At 64.2% G+C, this 23,016-nt stretch carries 25 protein-coding genes; 11 read left to right on the top strand and 14 right to left on the bottom strand.

Annotated features, from left to right (window positions below):
- The first annotated feature begins 20 nt into the window (after positions 1 to 20).
- A complete protein-coding gene (locus tag NKH05_RS02260) occupies positions 21 to 1,457 on the top strand; it encodes an MFS transporter (RefSeq protein ID WP_198030447.1) in 1,437 nt (478 codons plus the stop codon).
- 25 nt (positions 1,458 to 1,482) lie between these two features.
- Here the strand turns inward: NKH05_RS02260 and NKH05_RS02255 are convergent, their stop codons facing one another.
- The gene (locus NKH05_RS02255) at positions 1,483 to 2,499 is read right to left on the bottom strand and encodes a polyprenyl synthetase family protein (RefSeq protein WP_023716865.1); all 1,017 of its coding nucleotides are present in this window, start codon (positions 2,497 to 2,499) and stop codon (positions 1,483 to 1,485) included.
- A gap of 160 nt (positions 2,500 to 2,659) precedes the next feature.
- On the opposite strand from NKH05_RS02255, the gene NKH05_RS02250 reads away from it, so the two are divergent.
- From NKH05_RS02250 to moaB, 6 genes are all read left to right on the top strand, one after another.
- The gene (locus NKH05_RS02250) at positions 2,660 to 2,884 is read left to right on the top strand and encodes a putative signal transducing protein (protein ID WP_023716864.1); all 225 of its coding nucleotides are present in this window, start codon (positions 2,660 to 2,662) and stop codon (positions 2,882 to 2,884) included.
- Entirely contained in the window at positions 2,884 to 3,684 is an 801-nt protein-coding gene (locus NKH05_RS02245; protein ID WP_352483733.1) for a tRNA1(Val) (adenine(37)-N6)-methyltransferase, read from the top strand. The genes NKH05_RS02250 and NKH05_RS02245 overlap by 1 nt, the downstream gene beginning before the upstream one ends.
- 87 nt (positions 3,685 to 3,771) lie before the next feature.
- Positions 3,772 to 4,629, top strand: a complete 858-nt coding sequence (locus NKH05_RS02240) for a S49 family peptidase (RefSeq protein ID WP_023716862.1) — start codon at positions 3,772 to 3,774, stop codon at positions 4,627 to 4,629.
- 80 nt (positions 4,630 to 4,709) lie between these two features.
- The gene (locus NKH05_RS02235) at positions 4,710 to 4,895 is read left to right on the top strand and encodes a membrane protein (RefSeq protein WP_023674078.1); all 186 of its coding nucleotides are present in this window, start codon (positions 4,710 to 4,712) and stop codon (positions 4,893 to 4,895) included.
- A 26-nt stretch (positions 4,896 to 4,921) separates the two neighbouring features.
- A complete protein-coding gene (locus NKH05_RS02230) occupies positions 4,922 to 5,824 on the top strand; it encodes a 4-(cytidine 5'-diphospho)-2-C-methyl-D-erythritol kinase (RefSeq protein WP_023716861.1) in 903 nt (300 codons plus the stop codon).
- On the top strand, positions 5,811 to 6,353 hold the full coding sequence (gene moaB, locus NKH05_RS02225; RefSeq protein ID WP_023716860.1) for a molybdenum cofactor biosynthesis protein B: 543 nt from the start codon (positions 5,811 to 5,813) through the stop codon (positions 6,351 to 6,353). Before NKH05_RS02230 ends, moaB begins: the two co-directional genes overlap by 14 nt.
- 33 nt (positions 6,354 to 6,386) lie before the next feature.
- On the opposite strand, the gene NKH05_RS02220 is transcribed toward moaB, so the two are convergent.
- Together NKH05_RS02220 and NKH05_RS02215 are read right to left on the bottom strand one after the other, a co-directional pair.
- A complete protein-coding gene (locus NKH05_RS02220; protein ID WP_353024977.1) occupies positions 6,387 to 7,361 on the bottom strand; it encodes a phytanoyl-CoA dioxygenase family protein in 975 nt (324 codons plus the stop codon).
- A gap of 189 nt (positions 7,362 to 7,550) precedes the next feature.
- Complete coding sequence (locus tag NKH05_RS02215; RefSeq protein WP_023716858.1) at positions 7,551 to 8,054, bottom strand: glycosyltransferase; 504 nt, start codon at positions 8,052 to 8,054, stop codon at positions 7,551 to 7,553.
- Positions 8,055 to 8,205: 151 nt separating this feature from the next.
- Between NKH05_RS02215 and NKH05_RS02210 the strand changes: the two genes are divergently transcribed.
- Positions 8,206 to 9,360, top strand: coding sequence for a PA0069 family radical SAM protein (locus tag NKH05_RS02210; RefSeq protein ID WP_352483734.1), 1,155 nt, complete (start codon positions 8,206 to 8,208; stop codon positions 9,358 to 9,360).
- Between the two features lie 166 nt (positions 9,361 to 9,526).
- Positions 9,527 to 10,222 carry a ribonuclease HII gene (rnhB, locus tag NKH05_RS02205; RefSeq protein ID WP_352483735.1) on the top strand — a complete coding sequence of 232 codons (696 nt, stop codon included), beginning with the start codon at positions 9,527 to 9,529 and terminating at the stop codon, positions 10,220 to 10,222.
- Positions 10,223 to 10,469: 247 nt separating this feature from the next.
- Here the strand turns inward: rnhB and NKH05_RS02200 are convergent, their stop codons facing one another.
- The 7 genes from NKH05_RS02200 to NKH05_RS02170 all read right to left on the bottom strand — a co-directional run bounded on the left by NKH05_RS02200 (position 10,470) and on the right by NKH05_RS02170 (position 16,021).
- Positions 10,470 to 10,961: a F0F1 ATP synthase subunit B gene (locus tag NKH05_RS02200; protein ID WP_023716855.1), complete on the bottom strand. Its 492-nt coding sequence runs from the start codon at positions 10,959 to 10,961 to the stop codon at positions 10,470 to 10,472.
- A 10-nt stretch (positions 10,962 to 10,971) separates the two neighbouring features.
- Positions 10,972 to 11,553, bottom strand: coding sequence for a F0F1 ATP synthase subunit B (locus tag NKH05_RS02195; RefSeq protein ID WP_023716854.1), 582 nt, complete (start codon positions 11,551 to 11,553; stop codon positions 10,972 to 10,974).
- Positions 11,554 to 11,634: 81 nt separating this feature from the next.
- The gene (locus NKH05_RS02190; RefSeq protein ID WP_006206606.1) at positions 11,635 to 11,859 is read right to left on the bottom strand and encodes a F0F1 ATP synthase subunit C; all 225 of its coding nucleotides are present in this window, start codon (positions 11,857 to 11,859) and stop codon (positions 11,635 to 11,637) included.
- Between the two features lie 67 nt (positions 11,860 to 11,926).
- Entirely contained in the window at positions 11,927 to 12,685 is a 759-nt protein-coding gene (locus NKH05_RS02185; RefSeq protein WP_023716853.1) for a F0F1 ATP synthase subunit A, read from the bottom strand.
- Between the two features lie 70 nt (positions 12,686 to 12,755).
- Positions 12,756 to 13,154 (bottom strand): AtpZ/AtpI family protein, encoded by a 399-nt coding sequence (locus tag NKH05_RS02180; RefSeq protein WP_023716852.1) that lies wholly within the window; start codon positions 13,152 to 13,154, stop codon positions 12,756 to 12,758.
- A gap of 255 nt (positions 13,155 to 13,409) precedes the next feature.
- Positions 13,410 to 14,594 carry a cell wall hydrolase gene (locus NKH05_RS02175; protein WP_023716851.1) on the bottom strand — a complete coding sequence of 395 codons (1,185 nt, stop codon included), beginning with the start codon at positions 14,592 to 14,594 and terminating at the stop codon, positions 13,410 to 13,412.
- Positions 14,595 to 14,701: 107 nt separating this feature from the next.
- On the bottom strand, positions 14,702 to 16,021 hold the full coding sequence (locus NKH05_RS02170) for an MFS transporter (protein ID WP_352885500.1): 1,320 nt from the start codon (positions 16,019 to 16,021) through the stop codon (positions 14,702 to 14,704).
- 120 nt (positions 16,022 to 16,141) lie between these two features.
- On the opposite strand from NKH05_RS02170, the gene NKH05_RS02165 reads away from it, so the two are divergent.
- Positions 16,142 to 17,059, top strand: a complete 918-nt coding sequence (locus tag NKH05_RS02165; protein ID WP_352515631.1) for a LysR substrate-binding domain-containing protein — start codon at positions 16,142 to 16,144, stop codon at positions 17,057 to 17,059.
- 14 nt (positions 17,060 to 17,073) lie between these two features.
- Here NKH05_RS02165 and der read toward each other — a convergent pair whose 3' ends face one another.
- Both der and NKH05_RS02155 read right to left on the bottom strand, forming a co-directional pair.
- A complete protein-coding gene (gene der / locus NKH05_RS02160) occupies positions 17,074 to 18,507 on the bottom strand; it encodes a ribosome biogenesis GTPase Der (RefSeq protein WP_352496677.1) in 1,434 nt (477 codons plus the stop codon).
- Positions 18,508 to 18,513: 6 nt separating this feature from the next.
- Positions 18,514 to 19,179, bottom strand: coding sequence for a tetratricopeptide repeat protein (locus tag NKH05_RS02155; protein ID WP_352484127.1), 666 nt, complete (start codon positions 19,177 to 19,179; stop codon positions 18,514 to 18,516).
- Between the two features lie 202 nt (positions 19,180 to 19,381).
- On the opposite strand from NKH05_RS02155, the gene NKH05_RS02150 reads away from it, so the two are divergent.
- Positions 19,382 to 20,374, top strand: a complete 993-nt coding sequence (locus NKH05_RS02150) for a polysaccharide deacetylase family protein (protein WP_023716847.1) — start codon at positions 19,382 to 19,384, stop codon at positions 20,372 to 20,374.
- 25 nt (positions 20,375 to 20,399) lie between these two features.
- Here NKH05_RS02150 and sbmA read toward each other — a convergent pair whose 3' ends face one another.
- Complete coding sequence (sbmA, locus tag NKH05_RS02145; RefSeq protein ID WP_352484070.1) at positions 20,400 to 21,677, bottom strand: peptide antibiotic transporter SbmA; 1,278 nt, start codon at positions 21,675 to 21,677, stop codon at positions 20,400 to 20,402.
- 116 nt (positions 21,678 to 21,793) lie between these two features.
- Complete coding sequence (locus tag NKH05_RS02140) at positions 21,794 to 22,948, bottom strand: YbfB/YjiJ family MFS transporter (RefSeq protein ID WP_352484071.1); 1,155 nt, start codon at positions 22,946 to 22,948, stop codon at positions 21,794 to 21,796.
- Between the last annotated feature and the right edge of the window lie 68 nt (positions 22,949 to 23,016).

Here is a 23,016-nt window from a genome sequence, read left to right as displayed (position 1 = left end):
TTGTCGACAAGGAGACCGGCATGAGTTCACTCGATCAAGGCGCGCCGCTCGGGGCGATGGCAGCGCAAGGAACAACCAGCGCGAAGCGCGGCGCAACGCTGGCGCTGCTCGCCTTCGCGCAGCTCATCATCGCGCTCGACCTCAACATCGTCTTCGTGGCGTTGCCGGAGATCGGCGCCGGCCTCGGATTTTCAGGCCAGACCCTGCAATGGGTGGTCAGCGCCTATACCGTGTTCACCGGCGGCTTCCTACTGTTCGGCGGCCGGGCCGCCGACCTGATCGGCCAGCGCCGCGTCTTCATCTTCGCGCTCTGGCTCTACGCGCTCTCGTCCCTGGTCGGCGGCCTCGCATGGTCGCCGCAAATCATCATTGCGGCCCGCGCCGTGCAAGGCATCGGCGGCGCCTTCCTGTTTCCGGCGACGCTGTCGCTGATCAACCGTCTGTTCGCCGAAGGACCGGAACGCAACCGGGCGCTCGCCGTCTGGGGTGGCGCAGGCGCCAGCGGCCTGACGCTCGGTTCGCTTGCCGGCGGGTTTCTGACCAGCGCCTTCGGCTGGCCGTCGGTCTTCTACGTCAACGTGCTTTTGGCCGGGATCGCCATCATCGCGGCTTTCGCCATCATTCCGCGCGATCCGAAGCCGCACGAGCACCGCAGCTTCGATCTGCCGGGCGCGCTGACCGTCACCGCCGGCGCGACCTTGCTTGTCTTCACACTGGTTCAGGGGCCCGAATATGGCTGGGGATCGACCGCAATCATCGTCAGTGCAGCACTGGCGGCATTCTTCCTGATCGCTTTCACGATGATCGAGGCGAAGAGCGCCGATCCGCTGATGCCGCTGCGCCTGTTCCACAACCGCAGCCTCGTCGCCGGCATGACGATCACCTTCCTCTACATGGCCACTTTCGGAGCGCTGCCCTACTTCCTCACCGTGCTGTTGCAGAACGTGCACGGCTTCACCGCCTTGCAGACGGGCCTCGCCTTTCTCGTGCCGTCGGTCGCCATCGCCACCGGCACGCAAGCCGGCGAGCGTCTGGCGACGCGCTTTTCGACGCGCAGCACGCTGGTCGGCGGCATGATCGTCGGCGCGGTAGGCACAGCATTGATGGTATCAGGCGCGACCGCGGAGAGCAGCTATCTGTCCCTCGTACCCGGCCTGATCGTCTCCGGCGTCGGACAAGGCATCGTCTGGACAGCAATGTGGATTGCCGCCGCTTCCGGCGTTGCGCATGATCAGCAAGGCGTCGCCTCGGGGATGGCTTCGACGACACTCAATGTCGGCAATGCCGTCGGCATGGCCGTGCTGATTGCGATTGCGAACAGCCAAATCGGCGAATTGTCCGGCAATGCCTTGAAAATTGCCGTCGCCGACGGCATCCAGGTCGCCTTCTGGCTCGCGGCGGCGGGCATCGTCGTCAGCCTGCTCGCAGCAATGGTTCTTCCGGCAAAGGCGCGATGAGAACAGGCGCGGGCGCCGACGCCTGTCAATTCACCCGGCTGATGCAGAAATCGATGACGTCGATCAGCGCCGATTTCTGCGGCGTCGCCTCGAGCGGCGCCAGCGCGTCACGGGCGATCTCGCCGAAGTGGCGGGCGCGTCCGATGGTGTCGGCAATTGCGCCGTGGCGGAGCATCAGGCCGACGGCCTTCTCCAGTCCGGCATCGTCGGCGGCATTATCCTCGATGGCGCGTTTCCAGAAGCTGCGCTCGGCCTTTGTGCCGCGCCGATAGGCGAGGATCACCGGCAGCGTCACCTTGCCCTCGCGGAAATCGTCGCCGACATTCTTGCCGAGGTCCTTGCTGGTGCCGCCGTAATCCAGCGCATCATCGATCAGTTGGAAGGCAAGGCCGAGATTCATGCCGTAGGAGCGGAGTGCTGCGCGATCATTGCGCGTCGCCTGGGCGATGACCGGGCCGACCTCGGCGGCGGCCGAAAACAGCGCCGCGGTCTTGGCCTTGATCACGGCGAAATGCTCATCCTCGGTGGTCTCGAGGTTTTTGGCGGCGGCGAGCTGCATCACCTCGCCTTCGGCGATGACCGAAGCCGCACTCGACAGGATGTCGAGCGCTTCCAGCGAGCCGACATCGACCATCATGCGGAAGGCCTGGCCGAGCAGGAAATCGCCGACCAAAACACTGGCCTGGTTACCCCAGATCATGCGCGCCGTCTTCTTGCCGCGCCGCATGCCGCTTTCGTCGACAACGTCGTCGTGGAGAAGTGTCGCGGTGTGCATGAATTCGACCGAGGTGGCGAGCTTGACGTGGCCGTCACCGGAATAGCCGAACATCTGGGCGGCGGCGAGCGTCAGCATCGGCCGCAGCCGTTTGCCGCCGGACGAGATCAAGTGGTTGGCAATCTCCGGGATCATCTCGACGTCGGAGCCGGCCTTCGACAGGATCAGTTCATTGACGCGCCCCATGTCGGCGGCGGTCAGGTCGATAAGGTCCTTGATCGAGGCGGCTTCCCGCTTCCCGTTTTCAATGTTGAGAACGACACCCACGGCAAAACTCCCAACCTCGATATGCACGACGGCAACATGGTCCCTGGACAGACTCTAGGGCGGCAGCCACCGGTGCGGCAAGAGGCGAATTGGCGCGGCGGCTCTGGTACATAATCACGTCCACGTTTACATCAACGCCGCAAACTGCGAGTTTCATTCGATGATAGAGCTCATCCGCACCAACGACGCCGTCATCATTTCCTTTGTCGAATCGCTGATGCGCGATGCCGGCATCGGCTTTTTCGTCGCCGACCAGAACATGAGCGTGCTCGACGGCTCGATCGGCATTCTGCCCCGCCGTGTCATGGTGGACGCCGACAAGGCCGATGCGGCGCGGCGCATCCTGACGGATGCCGGCATCGCCAACGAGATCCGCCAAAAATAATGTCCGCGTCGCCCGCTGCCCTTGTCCCGGACATGCCGGCTCATACGGTCGATGCCTTCCATCGCGGTCGCTTCTGGCTGGTGCAGCCGAGAAAGGCAGGCCACCGCGCCGGCATGGATGCGATGATGCTGGCGGCTGCCGTGCCGTCCTCGTTCGCCGGGCGGCTTGCAGACTTTGGCGCGGGTGCCGGTGCCGCCGGCCTGGCGGTACTGTCGCGCTGCCCCGGTGCCGAGGCAGTGCTCGTCGAGCGTTCTCCGGAAATGGCGGCCTTCGCCACAACCACGCTTGCCCATCCCGGCAACGCGCATCTCAGCGACCGCGCCTCGGTGCTCGTCGCCGATGTCGCGCTGTCGGGCCGGGCGCGAATGGCCGCCGGCCTCGAGGATAACAGCTTCGATTTCGTCATCATGAACCCGCCGTTCAATGCCGCCGAGGATCGCGCGACGCCCGATCCGCTGAGAAAGGCCGCGCATGTCGCGGAGGACGGGCTGTTCGACAGCTGGATCCGCAGCGCGGCGGCGGTGGTCAGGCCGGGCGGCGGGCTGGCCGTCATTGCCCGGCCGGAACAGCTCGGCGCCATCCTCGATGCCATTGCCGGCCGCTTCGGCGATGCCGAGATGCTGGCCGTCCATCCTCGCCCCGAAGCGGCAGCGATCCGCATCGTCGTCCGGGCAGCACTCGGCGCACGCGGCAAGCTGTCGATCCGGCCGCCGCTGATGCTGCATGCCTATTCAGGCAATGGCCCCTCGGAACGGGCAGAGCTGATCAATAACGGGTTGGCGTCGCTGTTCGGAGACTGATCCATTTTGATTGCCGGGGTGACGGCATTGCCGTTGGCCGGCGAATTCCTACATGCCTCAAGCAAATCGACCGGAGACAGCCCCCTCGTGAAACGTCTTTTCAATCGCCTGCTGCCGAAATCCTGGCGCTCGAACGTCGTCACCATTCCGGTCATCCGGCTGCACGGCACCATCATGCCCGGCGGCGGCCAGTTCCGGCCGAGCCTGTCGCTGGCGTCGACTGCCGGCCTTCTCGAAAAGCTGTTTTCCTTCGACGCGCCGGCGGTCGCCATCTCGATCAATTCGCCAGGCGGCTCGCCGGTGCAGTCGCGGCTGATTTTCAGGCGCATCCGCGACCTGGCAACGGAGAAAAACAAGAAGGTCCTGGTCTTCGTCGAGGACGTGGCGGCATCGGGCGGCTACATGATCGCGGTCGCCGGCGACGAGATCTTTGCCGACCCGTCCTCCATCGTCGGCTCGATCGGCGTGGTGTCGGCCTCGTTCGGCTTTCCGGAGCTGTTGAAGAAGATCGGCGTCGAGCGCCGCGTCCACACCGCCGGCCAGAACAAGGCGGTGCTCGACCCGTTCAAACCGGAAAAGAAGGAAGACGTCGAGCGCCTGAAGGCGCTGCAGCTCGAGGTCCACGAGACCTTCATCGATCTCGTCAAGGATAGGCGCGGCAGCAAGCTCAAGGACGATCCCGACCTGTTCACCGGCCTGTTCTGGACGGCCAAGAAGGGGCTCGAGCTCGGGCTGGTCGATGCCCTCGGCGACATGCGCAGCGTGCTGAAAAGCCGTTTCGGGCCGAAGACCCAGCTCAAGCTGATCACCGCGCCGCGCGGCCTGTTCGGCCGCTTCGGCCTGTTCGGCTCGAGTTTTTCGGCGCCCGATATTGCCGCCGCCGCGGCAAGCGGCGTCATCGATGCGGCGGAAGAGCGCGCGCTGTGGGCGCGCTTCGGGCTTTGAAAAGCCGGTGAAAGCGTCTAGCATAAATCATCAACCGACCCGACCGGCCGTCTTGCCGGCCTTGCGAGGGAGAGTTTGACATGCCGCAGATCATCTTCTTCGCCGTCGTCGGCATTGCCGCCTATTTCGGCTACCGCTCCTTCGTCAGGGAAGCCGAGCGGGTGACCGCCAAGGTGCGGCGTACCGAAAAGCAAGCCGCCAACGGTACGATGGGAACGCTGGTCAAGGATCCGAAGACCGGCGAATACCGTCTGGCCAAGGATTGACCGTCGTCTCCCTCGCGGCCGAGCCAGTGGATTCCGAGACCAGCATCCGGGCATCGCATGCGCACGCCAAGATAAATCTCGCGCTGCACGTCACCGGCCGGCGCGCCGACGGTTATCACACGATCGAAAGCCTGGCTGTGTTCACGCGCTTCGGCGACCGCATCGAGACGGAACTTGCCGACAGCGACGGGTTTTCCGTGTCCGGCAAATACGCCTCCGCGGTACCGGCCGACGACAATAATCTGGTGGCGAAAGCGCGCGACGCGCTGCGTCGCGAGGCCGGTCCCCAGCATGCGCCGGCTGTCGCCATCAGGCTCGAAAAGAACCTGCCGGTCGCGTCCGGCGTCGGCGGCGGGTCAAGCGACGCGGCGGCTGTGCTGCGTGCTCTGGTCCAGGCCTGGAGGCTCGACATCGGCGATGCCGAACTGGCGCGGATCGGCCTGTCGCTTGGCGCCGACGTGCCGATGTGCCTCGCAGCCAAGCCGCTGATAGCCCGCGGCATCGGCGACGAGCTGACGCTCGTGCGGAGTTTCCCGGCCCTGGGTCTGGTGCTCGTCAATCCAGGAACTGCCGTCTCGACGGCCGAAGTGTTCGAGGCGCTTGGCCGCCGCGACAATGCGGGGCTGCCGCCGCTGCCGCACAGCCTCGACTTCCACAGCATCCGCAACTGGCTGGAGATCACCCGCAACGATCTCGAGCCTGCGGCGCGTGCAATCCAGCCCGCCATCGGCAAGGCGCTTTCTGTGCTCAACAAGGCTGGAGCCGGTTTTGCCAGAATGTCTGGTTCCGGCGCCACCTGTTTCGGGCTGTTCGAGACCGGCAATGTGGCCAAGCGCGCGGCCGTCGATATCCGCAGCCGCCATCCCGACTGGTTTGTCGCCGCGACGCGAAGCATGACATCGGAGGCTGAGGCGCATGGCCAGGATTGACGAGAGCCGCCCCTTCGTTCCCGTACGCATCGCGGTACTGACCGTTTCAGATACGCGCAGCCTCGCCGACGACAAATCCGGGCAGACCCTGGCCGACCGCATCACCGAGGCCGGCCACATCCTCGCCGCTCGTGACATCGTCACCGACGACCGCGACAAGATCCGCGACAAGGTTTTGGGCTGGTCGAAGGACGATGCGATCGATGTCGTCATCACCACCGGCGGCACCGGCTTCACCGGCCGCGACGTGACGCCGGAGGCGCTGGAGCCGATCTTCGAAAAGCGCATGGACGGCTTTTCCGAAGTGTTCCACCGCATCTCCTACGACAAGATCGGCACTTCGACGATCCAGAGCCGGGCAACCGGCGGCGTCGTCAACGCCACCTTCGTCTTCGTGTTGCCGGGCTCGCCCGGCGCCTGCAAGGACGCCTGGGACGGCATTTTGAAGCCGCAGCTCGACTATCGGCACATGCCCTGCAACTTCGTCGAGATCATGCCGCGCCTGGACGAGCATTTGCGGCGCGGCTGAGACGGAGCGAGGTATCAGCCGGGCGATCCCGCCTCAGCGAATGACCGGCTCGCCGTGAAACCGCCGGCGCGACGGCGGCGAGACGCCGAAGCCGACTTCCATCATCAGTCGTGGCGTGCGCGTCGGCACGGTACCCATATGGAAGCCGAACGGATCCTCGACAAAGCCGAGACCGGCCTGCCCCGTCAGCGTGACCGGGCTCTGCTCGCCATAGACGCCCAGCACCTCTTCCGCCGAATGGCCGACCAGAAGCGTCAGCTGATGCTTCAGGATGCGGCGGTTGTGGGAGCCGCGGACATAGACATGCGGCCCGGTGTCGTTGTCGACCGGCACCAGGTAGAAAAAGAACTTCAGCATGCGCCAGTCGTCGAGGTCGAAATGGTATTTGCCGAGCGAAGCCATGTTCTTGTCGGCGTCCGAGACGCCACCGGTCGGAAAGCTCCACCAGACGCGGGTGGTGATCAGCTTGGCCTGGCTGCCGAGATAGTGCGCTGCGATGTCGAGGAGTAGCGGATCGCGCTGCACGGCGACCGCAGCGTTGCAGTCGAGGACCCGCTCGAAATAGTGGCCGCTGAGCAGCGGGCGGCCGAAATGCTTTTCTGCATCGGCGTGTTTTTCGGGCAGGAATTCCAGCCGGCGGTCGAAATTGCCGAAGCATGGCGTGTGCTCGGCGAAGCGGGCGATCTCCTCATGGATGGCGGCTGGCAGCGTCAGGCCCGAATAGAGCCCCTCCGTCCGCAGCGCGCCGACGACGGCATCGCGACCGACGCCGGCGAACATCGTTTCACTGACATTGCGCGCCGGCCGAACCGGCTTCGCACCGCGCCAGTGCAGCCGCCGCGCCGGCATGGTGCGCGCCAGCATGAACATCGGCAGCCATGCCGGATTCTCGCGAAGGTCGGAAAGATAGGTCGGAATGCGGGCGGCGATGCGGCGCAGCGTACCGCCGTTGCGTGCGATCGCCTCGAGGCTTGCAGCGCCGGACTTGTCAGGGCTTGAAAGGGTCATCGGGGTCCTCAAATGTCGAGGGAACAGCATCGACGATAGTCGTCGTCGCCGCTCCGGCACACCCCAAACCCATTCGCCCGTATCGCTGGGAATGGTAACCCCCGGCCAGATTTTGTGCAATGCACAATAAACGACAACCCGCCAGAAAATTTGCTTGGGCGGCGTTTCCTAGGCCGGGATGGTAAGCCGTCACTTCCGCGGCGCCACCCAGATCTCGGCGTGGAGCCTTCTTGTCGCCAGGCCGCGGGCGATCGCTTCGGCGCTGCGGGCGCTCTTAGACAGCGCGGCGGCCTGACGCTTGCTGATCACCAAGCCTTCGGCGAGAGCGCGATTTCCGGCAAAGACCCGCGACAGGAACGGCGCGCGGCTGCCGCGTGCCCGTGAAAATCGCGCCGCCATGGTTTGCCTGGCCGTATGGGCGACGACCTCGTCGATCCAGCCCTCCCCCAGCCGCGCTCCCGGTTCCAGCAAAAGCAGCCAGTCGCCCTTGGCCTGCCTGATGCCGGCGGCGATGCCGCCGCTGACATAGTGGCAGCCGGCATGTTCGGCGACGCGGTGCGTCTGATCGGTCGAGCCGGTGTCGCAGACGAGAACGTCGCGCACCACGCCTTCGACCGCGCCGCCGATCAGCGAGGCGAGCGTGCGGGCGAGGCCCTCCTCGTCATTCAGGGTTTCGATCAGGACGCTGAGCATGTTTAGCCGAATAGCGGAAAGCGGTGGGCAGCGCCAGTTTTTGCGGCACGCCGCGAGAAAGTTCTTGCTTTGTTCCACTCGGTGCGATAGGAATACATTCATGAGCAGAGCGATTCGACAGCGGGCGGACAGTCCCTGGGAAAGGGCCAAAATGGAACAGATCGTGCGTGCCGACATTGCCGCCTTCGGCGCTGGCAGGGCCGAGATGGCGAATGCGATGATCGAGCAGAGCGGCATGCGCGTCCGCCCAGACCGCAATCGCGGCAGGTCGGCGGGCATCAATCCGTCCGGCCGTTTCGAGCCGGTCAGCCGGCATGTGTTCGACGACGGCTGGAATTCGCTGGAGGAGCTGCCGCCCTTCAAGACCGAGGTACAGGTCGAGAAGCCGCGCACCATCATCACCCGCAACGAATCGCCCGACATCTCCTTCGACCGCTCGATCAATCCCTATCGCGGCTGCGAACATGGCTGCGTCTATTGCTTCGCGCGGCCGACGCACAGCTTCATGGGCCTGTCGCCGGGGCTGGATTTCGAATCGAAGCTGTTTGCCAAGCCGGATGCGGCGCGGCTGCTCGACAAGGAATTGTCCAGGGATAATTACCAGCCGCGCACCATCGCCATCGGCACCAACACCGATCCCTACCAGCCGATCGAGAAGCAATACCGGATCATGCGCGAGATCCTCGAAGTGCTGGAGGCGCGCGGGCATCCAGTCGGCATCGTCACCAAGTCAGCGCTGGTGACACGCGACATCGACATTCTGTCACGCATGGCCGAACGCGGGCTGGCCAAGGTGGCACTGTCGGTGACGACATTGGACAGGATGCTGGCCAGAACGATGGAGCCGCGCGCGTCGACGCCGACCAAGCGGCTGGAGGCGATCAGGCAGCTTTCGGACGCCGGCATTCCGGCCTCGGTGATGGTCGCGCCGATCATCCCCGGACTGACCGACTCGGAAATGGAGCGCATTCTCGATTCGGCGCAGGCAGCGGGCGCGCGTGAAGCGGGCTATGTGCTGCTGCGCCTGCCGCTGGAGGTCGCGCCGATCTTCAAGGACTGGCTGCTGCGCCACTATCCCGACCGCTATCGCCACGTCATGTCGCTGATCCGTTCGATGCGCGACGGCAAGGACTACGATTCGGAATGGGGCAAGCGCATGAAAGGCTCCGGCCCTTATGCCTGGCAGATCGGCCGCCGTTTCGAGATCGCCGCCAAACGGCTCGGCCTCAATGCCGAGCGGCGCTCGCTGAGGACCGACCGGTTCGTCCCCGCCGCCAAGGCAACCGAGCAGCTGATGCTGCTGTGACAAAGCGTCTCGCGCCAGCCGCTTGAAGCGGCCGCAGCAGGCGAAAAATCCCGTCCGGCCTGTTCTGTCCCCGGGCTTGCAGACGGTAGCCCCTCCTGGTCCGGTGCCCCGCCCGACCCGGAGGGGACTTGCGGAGAATCGGAGCCGATGCGAACCTCGCCGCACCATGGCTCGCCCGCGTTCCGATTCTCCGCTTCTCTTCGAAATCGTCGAGAAACCCGACTTCTCGTTCGAGACGAAGGCGATGGCCGAAGGCCTGTGGCCGGTGGCGGGGATGGACGAGGCCGGCCGCGGCCCGCTCGCCGGGCCGGTGGTGGCTGCAGCGGTGGTGCTCGATCCCGCCAACATCCCCGACGGCCTCGATGATTCCAAGCGGCTGACGCATTTGCAGCGCGAGGCGCTGTTCCTGAAAATCCTCGGCTCCGCACTCGCCGTATCGATGGCCTCGGTCAGCGCCGAAGGCATCGATGCCTCCAACATCCTCAAGGCCAGCCTGGAGGCGATGCGCCGTGCAGTGGCCGGCCTGTCAATCCGGCCGAAGCTGGCGCTGGCCGACGGCCGCGACGTGCCGCCCGGCCTGCCCTGCGAGGGCAAAGCGCTGATCAAGGGCGACCAGCGCTCGCAGTCGATCGCTGCAGCCTCGATCGTCGCCAAGGTGTTGCGCGACCGCATGATGTGCGGCTGCGGCAGCCATCATGCGCGTTACGGCTTCGAGCTGCATATGGGCTACGCCACTGTGCGCCATCGCACGGCGATCGATCTGCACGGGCCAGTGGCACGGCTGCACCGCGCCTCCTTCGCGCCGTTCCGGTTCGGCGGCACCGAGGTGCTGGAGGAAGAGGGCCTTTCGGGCCTGGATTGAGCGAAAGCGGCTAGGCGTAATCTCCCCCTCGAGGGGGAGATGGCCAGGCCAGAGGGGGTCGCCTCGCGTGAAGCGCCAACCTTCTCTTTCGTCCCACATGGCGTCGCGCCAGGACGTACTGACCCCCTCTGTCGCCTTCGGCGACATCTCCCCCTCGAGGGGGGAGATTTGCGCTCAGCCGCTTTCGCTAACAAAAAAGCCGCCAGGTTTCCCAGGCGGCCTTGGATGAATTTCTCGACGACGTCGCTTAATTCAGCTTCGACTTCAAATCCTGCAGCGAGGCGTTGAAAAGGTCGGCGCCGGCCTTGGCGTCGATCTTGCCGGCCAGCAGCGCGCGCGCGGCTTCGACCGCGATGTCGACGGCGCTGGCGCGCACTTCGCCGATCGCCTCGCGCTCGGCCTGGCCGATCTTCTGCTCTGCCAAGGCGGTACGCCGGGCGACATAATCCTCGGTCTTCTTGTGCGCCTCGGCGGCGAGCATGTCGGCTTCGCGCTTGGCGGCGGCGACGATGGCCGCGGCCTCCTGCTCGGCTTCCTTGCGCTTGCGCTGATATTGGCCGAGCAACTGCTGGGCCTCTTCGCGCAACCGGCGCGCTTCCTCGAGTTCGCTGCTGATCTTGTCGGCACGGGCATCGAGCGCCTTGGCGATCATGCCCGGCACCTTGATGTAGATGGCAATGCCGAGGAAGATTATGAGGGCAACGGTTGCCCAAAGCGTCGCGAGAGATGTGGCGTCCATGATGCGCTCCTCACCCGGCCACGGATTTGACCGCGGCCGCGATCTCGGCCTTGCTGGCCTTGCCGCCGACCAGCGCCTCGACGATGGCCGAAGCGGTGTCCTCGGCGATCGTGCCGACTTCCTTCATGGCATTGGCCTTGATGGAAGATATGCGCGCCTCGGCCTCGCCAAGCTTCTGGTCAAGCGCTGCCTCGATCGTCTTGCGGGCAGCCTCGGCTTCCGCCTTGGCCGCATCGTTGGCCTGCTGGCCGATCGCATTGGCCTTGCCCTTGGCTTCCGCCAATTCCTGCTCATAGGCGGCAACGGCGGCATCGGCCTCGCCTTTCAGCCGGGCAGCATGATCGAGATCCTGCGTGATGCGGTCGTTGCGCACGTCGATGATGCCGCCGACGCGCGGCATCACTACCCGCTTCAAGAAGAGGTAGAACAGCCCGAAAGTGATTGCCAGCCACAGCAGCTGTGACGGGTACGTCGCCGGATTGAATGGCGGGAACGTGCCGTGCGCCTCGGCAGGCACGCCGGTGGCGGCGTGCGTTTCGCCTTCCGTTGCGGCGGGCGCGGACTCTTGCGCAAAGGCAGATGTCACGAACATGGACTATCCCCGAAATTCAGACCCGCCGCAGGATCGCGGCCGGCCTGTTCAATTCTTCCCAATGTTCAGCCGAACAAGTATTCAGCCGAACAGGGCGAGAAGCGCGATGAGAAGCGAGAAAATACCCAGCGCTTCGGTCACGGCGAAGCCGAAAATCAGGCGGCCGAACTGGCCGTCGGCGGCCGACGGGTTGCGCAGCGCGCCCGCCAGATAGCTGCCGAATATGTTGCCGAGGCCAATGCCCGCGCCGCCCATGCCGAGGCATGCGATGCCGGCGCCGATGTACTTTGCTGCTTCTGCGTCCATTTGTTCAACTCCTTTGGATCTAAAATTCCGTTGCAAATTCGATCCGGCGGCAATGCCGGAAACCTTGTTAGTGCCCGGGATGCAGGGCGTCGTTGAGATACATGCAAGTCAGCACGGCAAAGACGTAGGCCTGCAGGAACGCGACCAGCAGCTCCAGCGCCGTCAGCGCCACGGCCATCGCCAGCGGCAGAACCGAGCCCGCCACGCCGACCGCGCCGAGCGCGCTCAGGCTGACGACAAAGCCCGAGAACACTTTCAGCGTGATGTGACCGGCAAGCATGTTGGCGAACAGACGAACCGAGAGGCTGACCGGACGCGAGACGAAGGAAATCACCTCGATCAGCACCACCAGCGGCAGCAGGTAGACCGGCACGCCATGCGGGACGAACAGCTTCAGGAAGCCAAAGCCGTGCTTGGTGAAGCCGTAGACGACGACCGTTCCGATCACCAGCGCAGCGAGGCCGAAGGTGACGATGATGTGGCTGGTGATGGTGAAGAAATATGGGAACAGGCCAAGCAGGTTGGCGACAAGCACGAACATGAACAGCGAGAACACGAAGGGGAAGAACTTCATGCCTTGCGTGCCCGCGGCGTCCCTCAGCATATTGCCGACAAATTCATAGGCCATTTCCGAGACCGACTGAAGGCGGCCGGGAACGAGGCTGCGGCTCGACGTGCTGAGGTAGAGAAACGCCGATGCAACAGCAACCGTCGCAAGCATAAACAGAGCCGAATTGGTGAAAGACAGGTCGTAGCCGCCGATGTGAATCGGAATGATCGGCTGAATCTGGAACTGGTGGATCGGATCGACCTTGTCAGCAGCCACTTTAAATCCCCATCGAAGCCGCAGACGGCTTGAGTATCCTGTTCAATGCGCCGGCATGCGGCGCCTCAATTCATTCTTTCGGATCGCGCGGTTTGTCGCCCGTTCCGAATTCCGACACAAGCCCGGCTGAACGCAGGACATTGAGCACGCCGGCGCCAAAACCCAGCAACAGCCCGACTATCAGACCCCATGGCGATGTCCCCGCCACGCGATCGATAAACCAGCCGAGAGCCGCGCCGACCACTATCCCGGCGATGAACTCGCTGGACAGCTTGAGCGCCTGGCCGTACCCGGCCACACTGCCCGCTTTCGCGTCGTCTTTCCCCTCGAGCCGGTCCGGCCGCCTTGTCGCAAGCGATGCTTCAAGGTCGCGCCGACGGCGCTCAAGATCGTCGTCGCGGATGTCGGCTTCATGCTGCTTGCCGCGGCCGGTTTTTCCGGTTCCGTCTGGCCCATTCTTGTCGGCCACGCAACCCCCCTGCCCGGTCAGACCGTCACCGTCCGTCCGCTTCTTAAAGTCGCCGGCAACATAGTTAGAGGGTCCGCGCCCGTCAAGCCACGAGCGGACGTTCAAGCTCAAGTATTTTTTCGTTATAAATCAGCTACTTGCTTGGGTGCGACATCGTGCCCGACGCGGTCTCTGGCGGGCTGCGGCCGAATCCCCACGACGACGGGTCTTCGATCGGCCGCTCTCCCGCGAAAGATGCAAGGGCTGCCCGAGCACTCAGCTCCAGCCGCCGCCATAGGTGCGGTAGAAGATATGCAGGCCGATCCTGGTCATTTTCTTCATCGTCCTCGCCCAGCCCGGATGGACGTAGTTGGCGTAATAATGGGTCGACGAGCCGACTTCCGGAATGAATATCTTGCCGGCTGTGACGGCCATGGCGACATCCTGGGCGGTCTTGTAGGCGGCGGGATTGTCGATGCGCTTCTTCCTGCCGTCGCAGGCGAAGGAAAACTGGCAGCGGTTGAACCAGTTGTCGTTCTGGTAGACGACGCCGCAGATCGAGTTCGGATAGGCCGGGTTGCGGACGCGGTTGAGGATGACCTGGGCGACGGCGGCCTGGCCGCGCACGGATTCGCCGCGCGCCTCGAAATAGATGCCGTTGGCGAGACAGGCCTGCTCCGGTTTGGAAAAGACGCTCGCCGGCAGCGGCGTCTGCATCCAAGAATGATCGCCCTTGCTCAGCGGTGGAATGAAGCGGCCATCGTTCGGGTCCTCGTCCTGCAGCAAGGCCTCGAAAGGCGATGCCTTGGCATAGTCGGGAGCCGACGAGGCATAGGCGGTCGCCAGCACGTCGGGATGATCGTTGTTGACCAGCGCGGCAAGCATCGCCGGCACGCCGGGATCCGGCTTCTTGTCGACGCGCGTGTGGAAGGCGGCGGCGATCTGGATTTCCTTGCCTTTGATCTCGGGCTTGGCGAAAGCCATCCTCAGGCCGCTGTCCATGCTTGGGCGGAGCAGTGAGGAGGTGCGCTCGAAGATCGAGCCGGCGTTGAAGTTCTTCGGCGGCGAGACGGGCGAGACCTGGATGATGCGGCCCTTCTTGTCGGCACGCGTGATACGGTTCTCGTCCGGCGTCGTGCCGGCGATGCCGCCCTTGCCGCGAAACGAGACGGAGCCGATGCCGGGCAGTTGGACGCCGGAGCCGGAGAGCGAGCCGGTGCTGCTGGAATCGAGGAAGGGCATTTCGGCGGCGTGAACGGAGCCGGCGACGGACTTCTCGACATAGGCGTTCCAGCGGACGCTCGGCGCCTCAAGGCCGGAGACCAGGCTTGTCATGTCCTGATAGGCAGCGACCGTCGGAAAGCCGATCCAGATGCCAAGGCCAATAATAAACGGAGACAGGAAGGAACGTTTTTTGTCACCGGCGGCGGCGACAAGCCGCGTCAAAACACGTCGATGCACGGAACTCTCCAGAAACGCAACGGACCCCACTGGAGAGCTACAATGATGCATTAACCTTGATGGGGCGTTAACAGCTTAGAACGTTGTTTTCCCATCTCATGTCGAAGTCAGGCGCTTTTGCGGCCATCGCTTGACGGAAGAAAGATCGGCCAGGCGATCAGTGCGCAAATAGCCGCACCCAGCCAGACGCCTGCCCACGAGCAGAGCACGAGAAGTCCGGGAATGGCGATCGGCACCAGGAAGAAGGCAATGAAGACCAGACTGTTGGCAAGGCCGAGCGCGGTTCCGGCCTGGCTCGCGCCGGCCAGCGTCGCAAGCTCGGTGTAGGCGACGCCATGCCAGGAGGAGACGCAAATGCCGGCCACGACCAGCATCGCGACGATCGCCGGCGACAGCATCGGCACCTGGCCTGACAAGAATTGGGCGGCCAACAAGACGAGTGCCGCAAGCACGGTGAAGGCGATCAGGCTCAACAGGCTGCACAGACGCAGAAACGACCGGCGGTTGCCGTGACGGTCGGTGTAGCGGCCGCTCCAGACGCGCATGACCATGGCGCCGACCTGCACGGCAGCGAGGCTGGCGCTGATCACGGCTGTTCCCATGCCGGCGAAATCATGCAGGAAGACGGAAGCAAAGGTGAGCACCGCCACCTGCGGAAAGCACAGCAGGCCGATGGCTGTTGCGATGCGCCAGACGGCCGGGTTGCGCAGCGGCGGCGGGCCGGCCGGCCTTGCCGTGCTGCTCGAATTGGCATCGTCATGCACCGGTGGCTGATGCAGCCAGCGCCAGGCGAGAGAGGTCGAGACGGCGGACGCAGCCGCCAGAAGTCCGAAGACCGCCGTGAAGCCATGGGCCGAAGCGAGCGACGGCAGCACGAGCGCGCCAAGCCCGCCGCCAAGCGGCACCGCCGTCTGCCTGATGCTCATGGCAAAGCCGCGCTCGCCTTCGCCGAACCAGGCCATGATGGCGCGGCCACTGGAGCCGTTGACGCTGCCGCCGAGCAATCCGGTGACCAGCAGGGCAGCGGCGAGAAGCGCGATGCCAGGAATGTGGGCCGGTGACGGCACGATCAGCGCGGCCATGACAAGCAGCCAAACCGCGGTTGCGCCGAGCCCGGTCAGCAGCACGCGGCGGTCGCCCCAGCGATCGGTCAGCAGTCCCCACGGCAATTCGCTCAGCGCTACGCCCAGGCCGAGAAGACCAAGCGCCATGCCGAGTTCGCCATTGGAGAGATGATAGCCCGAGCGCAGGAACACCGCCGTCGCCGGAATGCCGGAGAAGGTCGCGGAAAAGCAGGCATTGGCGGCGACGCCGATGCCCAGCACCTTCCAGCGATGATTGGCTCGAAGTGCCGCCGCTTCCGACGGGGCGGCAACGGCGCCTGGGCGAAGCGGTTTGCAATCTGGTCCTGTGGCGACAGCAGACATGGTTCAGCTCCTGCATGGGCTGGTTGCGTTCGGTCTTGACGCGCTGTCTCTATCGCCATAGCTTCGTCCTGAATATCAGGAAGTTTTTGACGTAATGTCCCAAATATCAGGATTATTGCCATGCGACGCGTGACGTTCGATCTCGACGTCCTGCGCAGCTTCGTCACCGGTATGGAGTTGGGCAGCTTCGCCAAGGCCGCCGACCGGCTCGGCCGCTCGACCTCGGCAATCAGCGCACAATTGAAGAAACTGGAGGAGCAGGCGGCGACGCCGATCTTCCGCAAGTCGGGGCGCAGCCTGGCGCTGACCGAGGCAGGCGAGACCATGCTGGGCTATGCGCGCAGGCTGATCGAGCTCAACGACGAGGCCGCGTCCGCCATCCACGACGTCGAGCTGGAGGGCTGGGTGCGGCTTGGATTGCAGGAGGATTTCGGCGAGGCGGTCCTGCCGGAGGTGCTCGGGCGCTTCGCCCGCGCCCATCCCAAGGTCAAGATCGAAGCCAGGATCGCACGCAGCCACGAGCTTGCCGAACGGATCATTTCGGGCAGCCTCGATATCGCGCTTGCCTGGCACAATGGCGCGACGCTGCCCTACAGCCGGCATGTCGCCGACGTCCAGATGCGCTGGATCGGCCCGGCAAAACAGATCGAGACCAGCCTGCGCGATGGCGAGCCTTTGCCGCTGGTGGCGCTCGAAGCGCCGTGCCTGCTCCGCAGCGTGGCGACCGAAACCCTGGACCGCGCTGGTCTGGCATGGCGGATGGCCTTCTCCAGCCCGAGCCTTGGCGGTATCTGGGCAGCCGTCGCCGCCGGGCTCGGACTGACGATCCGCACCGATATCGGCCTGCCGGCCACCGTCAGGGCGATGACGCCGGGGATCGCCGGGCTGCCCGCTTTGCCCAAGATGGCGCTGTTCCTGCATCGCAAGGAGGCCGAGCCCGACCCGGTGGCGGCGCGGCTTGGCGACATCCTGCTGCAGGCGGCGCTGGAAGCGTTGCCGCAGACGCAAACAGCGCCTGTCCTGCGCAACGTGGCGTAGAGGAGAAGTGGCGCTCAGCGGCGCTTCTTTGCCTTGCTGGCGAATGGGTTGTCCGAGGTGCGCAAGGCGATGCGGATCGGCACGCCGGGCATGTCGAAAGCCTCGCGCAGGCTGTTCGAGAGATAGCGGACATAGGATTGCGGCATCGCGTCGGGCCGTGAGCAGGAGACGACGAAGCCCGGCGGCCGCGTCTTGGCCTGCGTGACATATTTGATCTTCAGCCGGCGTCCGGCGACGGCGGGCGGCGGGTGATGCGCCAGGATGCCTTCCAGCCAGCGGTTGAGCTTGCCGGTCGACACGCGGCTGTTCCAAACGCGATGCGTCCTGATGACAGCATCCATCAGCTTGTCGAGGCCACGCCCGGTCTCGGCCGAGACCGGCACCGCCTGCATGCCGCGCGCCTGCGGCAACAGCCGCTCGGTTTTTTCGCGCAGCTCGGCCAGCAACTCCTGGGGATGGTCGATAAGGTCCCATTTGTTGAAGGCGATCACCGGGGCACGGCCCTCGCGGATGATCAGGTCGGCGATCTGCAGATCCTGCTTCTCGAAGGGAATAGTCGCGTCGAGCACGATGATGACGATCTCGGCAAAGCGGATGGCGCGCAAGCCGTCCTGCACCGACATCACTTCGAGCTTTTCGTGGATCCTGGCCTTGCGGCGCATGCCGGCGGTGTCGAACAGTTTTAAGCGGCGGCCATGCCAGTCCCAGTCGACCGAGATGGAATCGCGGGTGATGCCGGCCTCGGGGCCGGTCAACAGCCGTTCCTCGCCGATCAGCGCGTTGATCAGCGTCGACTTGCCGGCGTTGGGACGGCCGACGACGGCGATGCGCATCGGCTTGGTGTCGTCATAGCTCGGCTCTGCGTCCGGGTCGGTGATGTCTTCGCCGATCAGCACCTCGCTGGCGGCGACCTCCTCCTCACCGGCCTCTTCGTCCTCACCGAAGGCGCGCGCCTCGCCCAGTGCCGCGATCACCGCATCGCGCAGATCGGGCAGGCCCTGGCCGTGTTCGGCCGAGACCGGGATCGGCTCGCCAAGGCCGAGCTCCCAGGCCTCCAGCATGCCGCCCTGGGCGCCGCGCGCCTCGGCCTTGTTGGCGACGACGACAACCGGCTTGCCGGATTTGCGCACGATCTCGGCGAAGGTCTTGTCGTCGGGCATCAGCCCGGACTTGGCATCGATCGTGAAAAAGATCAGGTCGGCCTCGCGGATGGCGATCTCGGTCTGCGCGCGCATGCGGCCGGGCAGCGTCGAGGCGGCCGCATCCTCGAAGCCGGCGGTATCGATGACGTCGAAATGCAGATCGTAGAGTTTTGCGGCATGGACGCGTCGATCGCGGGTGACGCCCGGCGTATCGTCGACAAGCGCCAGCTTCCTTCCCACCAGCCGGTTGAAAAGGGTCGATTTGCCGACGTTAGGCCGGCCGATGATGGCGACTTTGAAAGTCATCCGTTGTTACGATACACCGCCCGAGCCGCGGATCAGCTCCGACATCAACGTCGCCCGCTCGCGCGTGTTGCGCGGGGCGCCGTCATCGGCGGCGATCTGGTCGAACAGCTTCAATGCATCCGCCGCCTTGCCTTCCTTCCAGGCGGCAAGGCCAAGTGCTTCGCGCGCCGTATGGCGCAGCGTGTTGGTGTCGGCGGTAAGCGCCTCGACGCGGCTGGAGACATCGGCGAAAGAGCCATGGTCGACCAGAAGCAGCGCTGCCCTGAGGCGCGCCATGTCGCGAATGCCGGAGGGAATCTTGGTGTCGGCGGCGACCTCGTCGAAATCCTTGACGGCGGCATCGACGTCGCCCTTGTCCGCCTTGACGGTTGCCGCACGCATGCGGGCGAGCAGCGGATAGGCGCCGTAGCCGTCCTTCTCCAGCCCCTCCAGCGCGGCAAGCGCCTCGTCGTTCTTGCCGTCATTGGCGAGCTTGAGCGCCTGCGAAAAAGCATCGCCCGAGCGGTTGGCGCGGGTCTCGTCCCAATAGCGGTAGCCGACGACGGCAGCAGTGCCGAGCACCACCAGCACGGCCAGCACGAGCAAGGCGGGACCGAAACGGTCCCACAGCGCATGCGCCTGATCGCGACGAATCTCTTCGTTGACTTCGCGGATAAAACTGTCGTCCGACATGATCAAAACCATTCATGCCCCGGGCGGGGCGGTTGATGAGCCCGCGTTTTAGCGAAATTTTGCCGGCATGGAAGGGGTTCGGCAGGAAAATCGCCTATTCACGAGGCAGTCGCCGCCAACGGCGGCCGACAGGTCGATCGTACCCGTGCCATATTTCACCGGTAGGCGTCGCTTCTACATTCCTTGACCCGGTCAGATGCCTTTGCCCCGTTTGTCCCGCGTTGTTGCGTTTTCCATTGCCGTGTTTGCTGCCGGCGCGGCTTGCGCCGACCCGCCGGCGCCGCCGGCAAAACCGAAGCAGATCGTCATCATCTCATTCGACAGCGCCCGCGACATTTCGCAGTGGCAGCGCAGCCGGGCGCTGGCCGCACGCACGGGTGCGCATTTCACCTATTTCGTCTCCTGCGTATTCCTGCTGTCGCCCGAGACGCGCAAGGAATACACCGCGCCCGGCAAGACAGAAGGCAAATCGAACATCGGCTTTGCCGCCTCCAAACAGGAAGTCGCCGAGCGGCTCGAGCAGATCAACCTCGCCGCCTCGGAAGGCCACGATATCGGCAGCCATGGCTGCGGCCATTTCGACGGCAAGGACTGGAGCAAAGCCGACTGGCTAAGCGAGTTCGGCTCGTTCAAGCATGTTCTCGAAAACGCCTATTCGATCAACGGCATTGCACCCGAACCAAAGGGCTGGCGCGATTTCGCAGGCAAGGCAGTGGTCGGCTTCCGCGCGCCTTATCTGTCGGCAAACAAGGCGCTCTACGAGGCGCTGCCTGCGGCCGGTTTCCTGCTCGACGCAAGCGGCGTCTCGCGTGGGCCGGTTGAGCCACCGACCGTCAGCGGCATCACGCGTTTTTCGCTGCCGCAGATCCCGGAAGGGCCGAGCTCAAGGCGGGTGATCGCCATGGACTACAATCTCTATGTCAGACATTCCGGCGGCTTCGAGCGGCCGAGCATGGCAGAAGAGTTCGCTGACCGGGCCTATCACGCGTTCCGCGCCGCCTTCGATGCGCAATACCGGGGCAAGCGCATTCCGCTGGAGCTCGGCTTCCACTTCACGCTGATGAACGACGGCGCCTACTGGAACGCGCTGGAACGCTTTGCCGGCGAGGTCTGCATCAAAGCGGACGTCGAGTGCATCAGTTTTCGCGATTATGTCGCGCGGCGCGGAGAAAGGCAGACGGCGGTGGGCGGCTGAGCCCAGTGCTCGCCGCCCGCCAGTCTTAGCTTGCCGGCTGGTCCTCAGGACGCAGCCCGGCTTGCTCACGTTCCAGATAGTGCTGGTCGATCGCCGGCAGCGGCTCGCCCTTGATCGTGGCTTCGAACGCTCGCAGCCGCTTGTGGACTGACAAGAGCTCAACGATCGTTGACCAGGAATTAACAAGATATTGGAACGAGCTGGTCACTTGGCTGAACGCGGAATTGACCTGGTTGACGAGACCCAACGTCAAGGTTCCGGCGACCAACGAAGGAGTCATCAAAAAAAGAGGGAATATGGTATTTAGTTGCAAGTAGAGATAGCGGACCACATTGAAATAGACGTAGTGGAAATAGAGCCGGAAGTAGTTCTGGCGCACATTTCCGAACAATTCGGAAACGGTCGGCGGCTGCGCTCGGGACTGATCGTCCTCACCATAAACAAGTTCCTTGCGGTAAGCGGCTTCGACGCGCTGGTTGCGAAACTGCAAGCCGGGCAGCTTTATGCCGGCGGTGGCAATGCATACCGTCCCAAACATCGCCCAGAAGATCGCAGCCAAAACCAACGGCTGCGGCACCTGACCGATGAAAGGCAATGCCGTAATGTGCTTTGAGTAGGCAAGCAAAATCGGCATGAAGGCGATCAAAGTCATTATCGAATCAATAAAGCTGGTCCCAAGATCTTCCATGATCTTTGAAAAGCGCATCGTGTCTTCCTGCACGCGCTGGGAAGCTCCCTCGATGCTCCGCACCCTAGGCCAATAGGACATGTAGTAGTCGTTCATCGCTGTCCGCCAGCGAAACACCCAATGGCTTACAAAGAAATTTGTCAGAACGTAAACAGTAACAGCCACCAGAGCGATGCCGAGGAAAGTTATTAACTGCGCATAAACATCATACTCTGTCGCCTTCACACTTTTGCTCACAATGCCCTGGATCAGATCCCAGAACGGCCCGTACCAGGCATTGATCGCTACACTTACCTGAACCTGAAAATAGGTCGTGAACAAGATCAGCGAGCTGCCAAGGATCGACCAGCGGTCCCACGGGTGCGGGGAATACCAATGCCAGAAGGCGTAAAAGAGCAGCACACCAAGTGTAAAATAGATGTAGAACCAAAGGAACGGAGGCGACCAGAAAACGGAAACGCCAATGATCGGCGCCGCGTCCACTGCAGGGAGGGGAAATCCGACCAAAGCGCCTAGCTGGTCGCCGCCGAGAAACCACACGGCCACCATGACCGCACTCCAGACGGCGGCCGAGGTGAAAAAGAGCTTCGGCTGCGGAAAAAACGATACGAACACTGTGGCGAAATCCTCGGTCGGCGCAAATCAGCGGCGTTGGTCAGCGGGCATAAAGTCACACATTAGTGGGAAAGAAAATGCCCGTGCCCGACGCCCGGCGCCGAGCAAGACCATAATCATGGCGATTTTGGCGCAGCCGACCAGGCGATCGCACCGGAAGCGAGCAGGACGGCGGCGGCAACGATCGAGGCGAGGAAAAAGTTACCCGAGGCCTGCGCAAGCAGCCCGGCGACGATCGGGCCGATGATCTGGCCGAGGCCGAAGGCGGCCGTCATCACCGCCAGCATCCGGCGTGGCGCTTGCGGAGCAAGCTGCCTGCCGGTCTGCAGGCCAAGCGCGGTGATGGCGATGAAGGTGCCGCCGACAAGAAGGCCGCCGAGCAGCGGCCCTGTGTGCCCGCCCATGATGACACTGGCGCTGACGCCGACCACCTCGACCAGGCACCCAAGCGCGTAGGTGGCATAGAGCCCGATTTTAGCCGCGAGCTTCTGCCACAGCCAGACCGAGGGAAAACCGGCAAGTCCGGTGACCATCCAGACCACAGCCTCGAAGACGCGGCCGCCGCCGCCCTGGCGGACGATGGCGACCAGGAACGTTGCCGTGACGATGTAGCCGAAGCCGAACAGGCCGTAGGCGACGATGATCTTCACCAGCGATCGGTTTTTCGGCAGTGCCGGCTCGCTCCCGGTGGTGCTGTTCGCGGCCGAGGTGCCGCCGGCCAGCAGGGCGACGGCGGCAAAGCCGCCGGCCGAAATCACCGCCGACCACAGCCAGCCCGCCGCCCAGCCGGCATGTTCGGTGACGAGGATTGCCAACAGCGCCGAGGACGCCGCGATGCCGACGCCGACGCCGCCGAAATACAGCGCCTGCAGGTCGCTTCGCCCGGCTGCGGCGAGATGACCGAAAACGATGCTGGTCATGAAGACCAGCACGAAAGCGCTGGCGAGGCCAGCAAGAAAGCGGATGAGGAGAAAGGCGGGCATGGTGCCGGTCAGGCCCATCAGCCCGGCGAGGATCGCAGTGGCGGCAAGGCCGGCCAGCATCAGGTGGCGCTCGCGGCCTTGCGCCCAGCCGTCGGTGGCGGCAAGCGCGCCGACGAGGTAGCCGAGATAATTGGCCGATGCGATCCAGCCGGCATCGGCCGGCGACAGGCCGAGCTCTTCCATCATTCCGGGCAGGATCGGCGTATAGACGAAGCGGCCGATGCCCATGGCGACGGCCAGGGCGATCATGCCGGCGATTGCCAGGCGCAAGGGCGAAGCGATGTTCATCGCGGTGCACCATAGGTGCGCCTGCCGGTGAGACAATCCGCCTTTTATTGGGCCAGAAGTGTTCGCGG

The sequence above is a fragment of the Mesorhizobium sp. M1399 genome (assembly GCF_040317735.1).
In the GTDB taxonomy this organism is placed as follows: domain Bacteria; phylum Pseudomonadota; class Alphaproteobacteria; order Rhizobiales; family Rhizobiaceae; genus Mesorhizobium.
The sequence above is the reverse complement of the archived record's forward strand: the minus strand, read 5'-3'. Positions and strand labels throughout refer to the sequence as shown.

Bases quoted from the DNA above. Each gene is read 5' to 3' on its own strand.
- NKH05_RS02260 (WP_198030447.1), top strand. From the start codon at position 21: ATGAGTTCACTCGATCAAGGCGCGCCGCTCGGGGCGATGGCAGCGCAA.
- NKH05_RS02250 (WP_023716864.1), top strand. From the start codon at position 2,660: ATGATAGAGCTCATCCGCACCAACGACGCCGTCATCATTTCCTTTGTC.
- NKH05_RS02245 (WP_352483733.1), top strand. From the start codon at position 2,884: ATGTCCGCGTCGCCCGCTGCCCTTGTCCCGGACATGCCGGCTCATACG.
- NKH05_RS02235 (WP_023674078.1), top strand. From the start codon at position 4,710: ATGCCGCAGATCATCTTCTTCGCCGTCGTCGGCATTGCCGCCTATTTC.
- moaB (WP_023716860.1), top strand. From the start codon at position 5,811: ATGGCCAGGATTGACGAGAGCCGCCCCTTCGTTCCCGTACGCATCGCG.
- NKH05_RS02220 (WP_353024977.1), bottom strand. From the start codon at position 7,361: ATGACCCTTTCAAGCCCTGACAAGTCCGGCGCTGCAAGCCTCGAGGCG.
- NKH05_RS02215 (WP_023716858.1), bottom strand. From the start codon at position 8,054: ATGCTCAGCGTCCTGATCGAAACCCTGAATGACGAGGAGGGCCTCGCC.
- NKH05_RS02210 (WP_352483734.1), top strand. From the start codon at position 8,206: ATGGAACAGATCGTGCGTGCCGACATTGCCGCCTTCGGCGCTGGCAGG.
- rnhB (WP_352483735.1), top strand. From the start codon at position 9,527: ATGGCTCGCCCGCGTTCCGATTCTCCGCTTCTCTTCGAAATCGTCGAG.
- NKH05_RS02200 (WP_023716855.1), bottom strand. From the start codon at position 10,961: ATGGACGCCACATCTCTCGCGACGCTTTGGGCAACCGTTGCCCTCATA.
- NKH05_RS02195 (WP_023716854.1), bottom strand. From the start codon at position 11,553: ATGTTCGTGACATCTGCCTTTGCGCAAGAGTCCGCGCCCGCCGCAACG.
- NKH05_RS02190 (WP_006206606.1), bottom strand. From the start codon at position 11,859: ATGGACGCAGAAGCAGCAAAGTACATCGGCGCCGGCATCGCATGCCTC.
- NKH05_RS02170 (WP_352885500.1), bottom strand. From the start codon at position 16,021: ATGTCTGCTGTCGCCACAGGACCAGATTGCAAACCGCTTCGCCCAGGC.
- NKH05_RS02165 (WP_352515631.1), top strand. From the start codon at position 16,142: ATGCGACGCGTGACGTTCGATCTCGACGTCCTGCGCAGCTTCGTCACC.
- der (WP_352496677.1), bottom strand. From the start codon at position 18,507: ATGACTTTCAAAGTCGCCATCATCGGCCGGCCTAACGTCGGCAAATCG.
- NKH05_RS02155 (WP_352484127.1), bottom strand. From the start codon at position 19,179: ATGTCGGACGACAGTTTTATCCGCGAAGTCAACGAAGAGATTCGTCGC.
- NKH05_RS02140 (WP_352484071.1), bottom strand. From the start codon at position 22,948: ATGAACATCGCTTCGCCCTTGCGCCTGGCAATCGCCGGCATGATCGCC.